This is a genomic window from Mesorhizobium sp. M7A.F.Ca.AU.001.01.1.1, from assembly GCF_004022735.1.
Taxonomy (GTDB): domain Bacteria; phylum Pseudomonadota; class Alphaproteobacteria; order Rhizobiales; family Rhizobiaceae; genus Mesorhizobium; species Mesorhizobium ciceri.
Genome location: NZ_RZPF01000333.1, coordinates 1 through 6,717 on the forward strand (window position 1 = coordinate 1; position 6,717 = coordinate 6,717).

A 6,717-nucleotide genomic window follows, 5' to 3' on the forward strand; every position below is an offset into this window, starting at 1 on the left:
GCGTTCGCAGAGCGAGCGTTGCCGCGAGATTCTCAAGCGGCTGACCAGCCTGTCCTCGGAGGGTGAGGCGCATCTTTCGCGGCTGCCATTGACATCGCTGGTCGAGGAGGTCACCGCGCCGCACCGGGACTTCGGCATCTCGATCAAGCTTCGGCCCGGCGAACGCATCGGCCCCGAGCCGGTCGGGCAGCGCAATCCGGGCGTCATCTACGGCCTCGGCAACCTGGTCGAGAACGCGGTCGATTTCGCCCGCAAAAGCGTCACCGTGCGCTGGAGCTGGGACGAGGCCACCGTCACCTTCTCGATCGTCGATGACGGCCCCGGTTTTCCGGCCGAGATCATCGACCGCATCGGCGAGCCCTATATGTCGACGCGCCAGGGCAATGAAACCGGCGGTGGTCTGGGCCTCGGCCTGTTCATCGCCAAGACCCTGCTCGAACGCTCTGGTGCCGTGCTCGATTTCCGCAATTCGGGTGGCCTGGGCGAGGGCGCCATGGTCCAGATATCGTGGCCGCGTGGTGTGTTCCTCAATCCGGAAATCACTTCGGCCAGCATGTTCGACACTGCCTGAGAGCCTTGAAGGACCTCTAAAAATTGGACAAGGAGGCTCAGGAACTATATTTGCGTAAAATTAAGGCAGCAGGAATTTTGAGACTATGACAGGCGACGAGAATATTGGCGCAATGGTTGAAGGCGAGGACACCTCGCTGCTTGTCGTCGATGACGACAAGCCGTTCCTCACGCGTCTGGCCCGCGCCATGGAAGCCAGGGGCTTCGTGGTCGAGACGGCCGAGAGCGTCGAGGAGGCGGTTGCCAAGGCGCGCGCCAATCCGCCCGCCTACGCCGTGGTCGACATGCGGCTCGGCGACGGCAACGGCCTCGACGTGGTCGCGGCCATCCGCGAAAAGCGCGAGGATTCCCGCACCATCATCCTGACCGGCTATGGCAACATCGCCACCGCGGTGACCGCGGTGAAGCTCGGTGCGGTCGATTATCTCTCCAAGCCCGCCGACGCCGATGATATCTTCGCCGCACTCACCCGCACCGCCGGCGAGCGCGCGGCGCCGCCGGAAAACCCGATGTCGGCCGACCGCGTCCGATGGGAGCATATCCAGCGCGTCTATGAGATGTGCGAGCGCAACGTCTCCGAGACAGCGCGCCGGCTCAACATGCACCGTCGCACCTTGCAGCGCATACTGGCAAAGCGCGCGCCGCGTTAAGGCCACCGTTTGCCATCTTGCCGATTGAAACCCGCCGAAACAGGCGGCATGACGGAGGCGACATGCAGGATCTGAAGCAGCGGCCGATTTCCGTCTTCCGCGAATTTCTCGATAGCGAAGCGGCCGGCGGCATCATCCTGATGGCGGCGGCGGCACTTGCGTTGATCGTCGCCAACTCGCCGCTCGCCGAAACCTATTTCTCCGTGCTCCACGCCTATCTCGGCCCGCTCAGCGTCTCGCACTGGGTCAATGACGGGCTGATGGCGGTGTTCTTCCTGCTCGTCGGGCTGGAGATCAAGCGCGAGATGCTGGACGGCCAGCTCTCCACCTGGCCTCGGCGCGTGCTGCCCGGCATCGCCGCCGCCGGCGGCATGCTGGTTCCGGCACTCGTCTATGTCGCCGTCAACCGCAACAATGCGGCCGCCCTGTCCGGCTGGGCGATCCCGACCGCCACCGACATAGCTTTTGCGCTCGGCGTGCTGTCGCTGCTCGGCAGCCGCGTGCCGGCTTCGCTGAAGGTGTTCCTCACAGCATTGGCCATCATCGACGACCTCGGTGCCGTCATCATCATCGCCATCTTCTACACCAGCGGCTTGTCGCTGGCTTATCTGGGTGCCGCCTTCGCAATCATTGCCGCGCTTGTCGTGCTCAACCGCATGCGGGTGATGACGCTTGTGCCCTATCTCGTTCTGGGCGTCGTCCTGTGGGTTCTGGTGCTGAAATCTGGCGTCCATGCAACGCTTGCCGGCGTGGCGCTGGCGCTGACCATCCCGCTTGAGCGCTCCGCCGGGATCGGTCACGATCTGGACCGTTCGCCGCTGCACCGGCTCGAGCACGGCCTGCACAAGATTGTGGCTTTCGTCGTCATCCCGATCTTCGGCTTTGCCAATGCCGGCGTTTCGCTCGCCGGCCTGAGCTTTGGCGCGCTGATCGAGCCGTTGACGCTGGGTGTCGCCGCCGGCCTGGTGGTCGGCAAGCTGGTCGGCGTGTTCGGCTCCTCGGCACTTGCCATCAGGCTCGGTCTTGCCGACCTACCCGCCAATGCCGGCTGGACGCACATGATCGGCATATCGCTGCTGTGCGGCATCGGCTTCACCATGAGCCTGTTCATCGGCCTGCTCGCCTTCGCCGGCGACGTGGCGCTGCAGGACGCGGTCAAGGTCGGCATCCTCGCCGGCTCCTTCATCGCCGCCATCCTGGGCGCTGCCGTGCTGCTCATGGCGTCCGCTAGGGGTGGCGTGGAGGACGGCGAAGAGGAGAGCCGGCCATAGACTGAAGGACGCCGCTACTCGCTCTCACCCTCCAGCGCCGGCACCGACACGCCGGCAAGCTCCGCCGCCAGCAGCCGCGAAGCGCAGGCCCGCGCGATCCGCAGCATCAGCGCCTTGCGCGTTGCCGCTGCCATGCGGTGCTCGGGCGCATCGCGCAGGATCTCGGCGCCATAGCCGTCGGAAAGGATGAAGCCGCATTCGTGCGGGAAGATCTCCGAGGGTACGCCGGGATGGGTGGCGAAGAAGAAGCGGTCGGAATGCAGCCGGTAGTCGGGCCATTTGCGGTCGACCCTGAAATCCTCGATCGAGGATTTGATCTCGATGATCCAGATATCGCCCTGCCGGGTCAAAGCGACGAGGTCGGCACGGCGGCCGGTGGCCAGCGACAGTTCGGGCAAGACATGCGCGCCCATATCCATGAGCAGCCGCTGCACACCGCGCCGCACCAGCATGGCGCGTTCGGACTGGCGACCGTCGATGAGAGGGTTGATTGGGATGGGCGAGATGATCGGCATGCCAGGCACCATGCCAGATTCTGTTCACGGTTTGAACCTGTTTTATGCAGGCGATTGTATATTCGATATACCCGGATATACCCAAAAGAAGTCAGGCATTGATCCTTGAAAGATTGAGCTTGTGGTGCACACCATCGTTCTCATGGGGACGGGCGGCACAAAATTGAACAGCACTGATGGTGAACAACTGTGGGCCTTTGACCTTGATGCTCTGCGCAAGGCTTTCAGAAAGTCCGTTCAGGAGCATAAAGTCACCACGGCTGATTGGGCGGAGCACGCCAAGCAGTTCCTGGAAAAACAGAGAGATCGTCAGCGCAAATCGACTTGATATGCTGCGCCGGTCAATTTCCATTTGGTAACTTTAAGATAGCAGCGAAAAAGTCTTTGCGCGTCACCAACCAAAGTCAGATGCAACCGCTTTGGTTCCGCGAATTCCGAATGGCATAAGCAGGGAGACGTCACTTCGACACTTTCGTGAAGTGCGCACCCCATCTGCGGGTGATGCATGGCTTTATGTAAATTAGCTAAAGCGAATATAAGAGAAAAGTGATATTTTGGAAGCAGCCGGGGCTCCCCCAATACACCCCGCTCCGGTCAGGCCCGGTGGCGGTCCACCCAAAGGAAGGCTACCGGGCCGATCCCTGCAACCAACCGGTGATCCGCTCGTTGATCCCATGCCGGGTTGATCCCCCGGCACTCCAGGACCTGCCCGCTGCCGAGGGGCGGCGGGCCTTTTTTTGCCGATTGATTGAAGCCCGCAGCGATAGCGAAGGCCCCGGCGGGCGCCGGGACCTTCGCGTTGCTGGTCTCGTCAGAAGTGGATCCAGAAGGATCTGCGGAAACATCTGCGGCGCCAATAGCCATTGCGCCAATAGCGACGGCAGACCCGCCTCCACCCGCGTCGGCGACGGCGGCGGTGCCATCTGCGGTGCCGCACCAACTCGACGCCATCCTGGACACCGGGACCATCCGGGTCGAGAATATCGTCGGACGGTTTGTCGAGCTCGTCGAGAATGCCGGGCCCCGTATTCGGGATGCCGGCCAAGGCGGTGGCAGGACGCGCGATTGCGACGACGGTCGCAGCCCCTGCCAGCCCAAGCATTCCAGTCAGAAACAATCGCCGATCCATGCCAACCTCCATCGTTGATCATTGCGACAAGGGAAGACATAGAGCGGCTGATTGACGCGCCCAGATGCCGAAGAAAATTGGGTCAATCGCTCTGCCGTGCCGGCGGCGGGCCTTTTTTGGCGATCTCTGACAATCCACGCGGCCAATGCGCCTGTTCCCGGGGATCATTCCTCCGACAAGCCGGCCGTCGTTGCGGCCGTTTCAATGCTCACCGACACGCCCTGGCGCAGGGAGTTGCTGACCGTGGAAATCGCCGCGGCCCTTGTAATGATCTCGGCCGGGTCGGAGCCGTCCAGCGTCGTGCATGAAACCGCCATGGTTGACGAGGTCGCGAGCAAAGGCTTGCCTTCGAGGTTCAGCGTCACGGTCACGGCGATCTTGTCGAGCGTTACGCCCATTTCCTCGGCGACGTAGCGAAGATCGTTGCAGAAGCAGCCGCCGATCGCCAGGGCAAGCAACTGGCCGCCATTGAAGCCCAGGCCCATGCCGCCGGCCTTGCCTTCGGGCCGGTCGACGATGATCGTGTGGCCGCCGGCCCAGCCCATGGCGGCTCGCGTGTCCTCCACATTGCGCAGTTCGACGGTCATCGAGACCATTGCGGATGTCCTCCCGGCAGGAGTCGACCAGGCTTCGGGCGTCGTCGACATACGGTCATTATGCAGGCGCAGAGGCGCCCTTGTCGCTAGGCAATGCCGCGCCCGCCATGTCATCAAGGATCGGACAATCCGGCCTTTCGTCGCCGTGACAGGCATGAATCAGTTTCTGCAGCGTCGAGCGCATCGACTGCAACTCGCGCACTTTCTCCTCGATCGCCGTGACATGGGCGGCGGCGATTTCGCGCACGTTTTGGCTGGCGCGGCTGCGATCCTGGTAAAGCGCCATCAGCTGGCGGCAATCGTCGATGGAAAAGCCGAGATTGCGCGCGCGGCGCAGGAAGGCCAGCCGATGGATGTCGTCTCCGGAATAATCGCGGTAGCCGTTGGCGGCGCGTGCCGGGGCGATCAGGCCGATCTCTTCATAGTAACGGATGGTCTTGGCCGGCAGGCCGGAGCGGTGGGCGGCGTCACCGACATTCATGACGGTTCTCCTCGATTTCCAGGAACCCATGGAGCAGGCCCCTTGAATTTGCTTCACAATCCTGTGAGTCCTGTTGCCAAAATGCCATAGTGATACGCTTACCGGTACGTCAAGGCAGGCATATAGGCATCGCGCGCTTGGCAAGCAAAGCAAATGCCAGCATGAATGATGATGAGAGAGCGGCCGACTCGTGCCGCCGAGTTTGGGCGGGGCACCGGATCACCTGATGCGCATGAAGTCGTTTGCAATCATCGCCGCACTGGCGCTCTCCACTGCTATCGCCGGTTGCAGCACCATCGGCTCGCAGATCTTCTCCAACGACTACGGCGCGGTCACCGACGCCGGTTATCAGCTGCCGCGCATCCCGATCGAGAAAGTGCCGATGAAGTACCATCGGCAGGAAGTGAACTACGATAGCCCGGAAAAGCCGGGCACGATCATCGTCGATACGCAGAACAAGTTCCTTTATTTCATCGAGGGCGACGGAAGGGCCATTCGCTACGGCATCGGCGTCGGCCGCGAGGGCTTCGAGTGGCATGGCACCGCCCACATTGCGCTCAAGCGCGAATGGCCGACCTGGACGCCGCCGAGGCAGATGATCCAGCGCCAGCCGGAATTGGAAAAGTTTGCCGGCGGCATGGAGCCGGGCCTGAAGAACCCGCTCGGCGCGCGCGCCATGTACCTGTTCAACAAGGGCGGTGATTCAGGCTATCGCCTGCATGGCAGCCCCGAATGGAATTCGAGCGGCAAGGCGATGTCGTCTGGCTGCATCCGGCTGATGAATCAGGACATTATCGACCTCTATGACCGCGCCTCGGTCGGCGCCAAGGTCATCGTTCTCTAGAGGCAGTTTTCGTACGCGGACCGTCTAGGCAACAACGGACGTCCCAAGCAGAAAACCGGGCAATTCGGCCCGGTTTTTTGTTGTTTGCGCGATGCGACGCCTGCTCGGCGGTCAGGACACCGCCGAGAACGCGGTGGGTACCAAAATTTGGTTGATGATTGTCTCGGTGATCTGGCCATCACGCTCGGAGTCTTCCCGCGCCTGCGTCCAGGCAGGGTCCTTCACGAACGCCGTCCAGCGCTCTTCGCGTTCGGCCAGCGATTCCCATGCCAGCATGTAGGTCAGTTCGTTGTTCGAAGCTCCGATCAGCGTGGTAAAGAAACCCGCTTGGCGGATACCGTGCTTTTCCCATAATTTGAGCGTGATCTTGTCGAAGCGATCAAGAAGCGCCGGCAAGCGTCCCGGCAGAGCCCGGTAAACCCGAAGTTCGTAGATCATTTTGGAGTTCCTTCTGACCGATGCGCCGGAAGCGAAGAAATCGGACCAGACGGTCAGCAGGGTAGAATTGTCAAAACGGGCGTCAGGAGACCTGCTCGACCTGCTGCACTTCCGGCACGAAATGGCGCAGAAGGTTCTGGATGCCGTGCTTCAGCGTCGCCGTCGATGACGGGCAGCCGGCGCAGGCACCCTTCATGTGCAGGAACACCGTGCCATTCTCGAA

General features: G+C 62.1%; 10 protein-coding genes. 4 read left to right on the forward strand and 6 right to left on the reverse strand.

The window, feature by feature from the left end; all coding sequences use genetic code 11:
• The 3 genes from EN884_RS20080 to nhaA all read left to right on the forward strand — a co-directional run.
• Window positions 1-571: ATP-binding protein (locus EN884_RS20080; protein WP_164895071.1), on the forward strand; the 571-nt coding region annotated here is incomplete at its 5' end.
• Window positions 572-656: 85 nt separating this feature from the next.
• On the forward strand, window positions 657-1,220 hold the full coding sequence (locus EN884_RS20085; protein WP_013528072.1) for an ActR/PrrA/RegA family redox response regulator transcription factor: 564 nt from the start codon (window positions 657-659) through the stop codon (window positions 1,218-1,220).
• Window positions 1,221-1,282: 62 nt separating this feature from the next.
• Window positions 1,283-2,491, forward strand: coding sequence for a Na+/H+ antiporter NhaA (gene nhaA, locus EN884_RS20090; protein ID WP_063169902.1), 1,209 nt, complete (start codon window positions 1,283-1,285; stop codon window positions 2,489-2,491).
• 14 nt (window positions 2,492-2,505) lie between these two features.
• On the opposite strand, the gene EN884_RS20095 is transcribed toward nhaA, so the two are convergent.
• The 4 genes from EN884_RS20095 to cueR all read right to left on the reverse strand — a co-directional run bounded on the left by EN884_RS20095 (window position 2,506) and on the right by cueR (window position 5,212).
• Window positions 2,506-3,006: an MmcB family DNA repair protein gene (locus EN884_RS20095; RefSeq protein WP_164895072.1), complete on the reverse strand. Its 501-nt coding sequence runs from the start codon at window positions 3,004-3,006 to the stop codon at window positions 2,506-2,508.
• A 91-nt stretch (window positions 3,007-3,097) separates the two neighbouring features.
• Window positions 3,098-3,358, reverse strand: coding sequence for a hypothetical protein (locus tag EN884_RS20100; protein ID WP_127219059.1), 261 nt, complete (start codon window positions 3,356-3,358; stop codon window positions 3,098-3,100).
• A gap of 941 nt (window positions 3,359-4,299) precedes the next feature.
• Window positions 4,300-4,731 carry an OsmC family protein gene (locus EN884_RS20110; protein WP_013528068.1) on the reverse strand — a complete coding sequence of 144 codons (432 nt, stop codon included), beginning with the start codon at window positions 4,729-4,731 and terminating at the stop codon, window positions 4,300-4,302.
• 58 nt (window positions 4,732-4,789) lie between these two features.
• A complete protein-coding gene (gene cueR / locus EN884_RS20115; RefSeq protein WP_024501803.1) occupies window positions 4,790-5,212 on the reverse strand; it encodes a Cu(I)-responsive transcriptional regulator in 423 nt (140 codons plus the stop codon).
• A gap of 226 nt (window positions 5,213-5,438) precedes the next feature.
• Between cueR and EN884_RS20120 the strand changes: the two genes are divergently transcribed.
• Window positions 5,439-6,056 carry a L,D-transpeptidase gene (locus tag EN884_RS20120; protein WP_128360704.1) on the forward strand — a complete coding sequence of 206 codons (618 nt, stop codon included), beginning with the start codon at window positions 5,439-5,441 and terminating at the stop codon, window positions 6,054-6,056.
• Window positions 6,057-6,167: 111 nt separating this feature from the next.
• Here EN884_RS20120 and EN884_RS20125 read toward each other — a convergent pair whose 3' ends face one another.
• Window positions 6,168-6,494 carry an NIPSNAP family protein gene (locus EN884_RS20125; protein WP_013528065.1) on the reverse strand — a complete coding sequence of 109 codons (327 nt, stop codon included), beginning with the start codon at window positions 6,492-6,494 and terminating at the stop codon, window positions 6,168-6,170.
• Between the two features lie 82 nt (window positions 6,495-6,576).
• The coding region (locus tag EN884_RS20130; protein WP_164895073.1) for a NifU family protein at window positions 6,577-6,717 on the reverse strand (141 nt) is incomplete at its 5' end.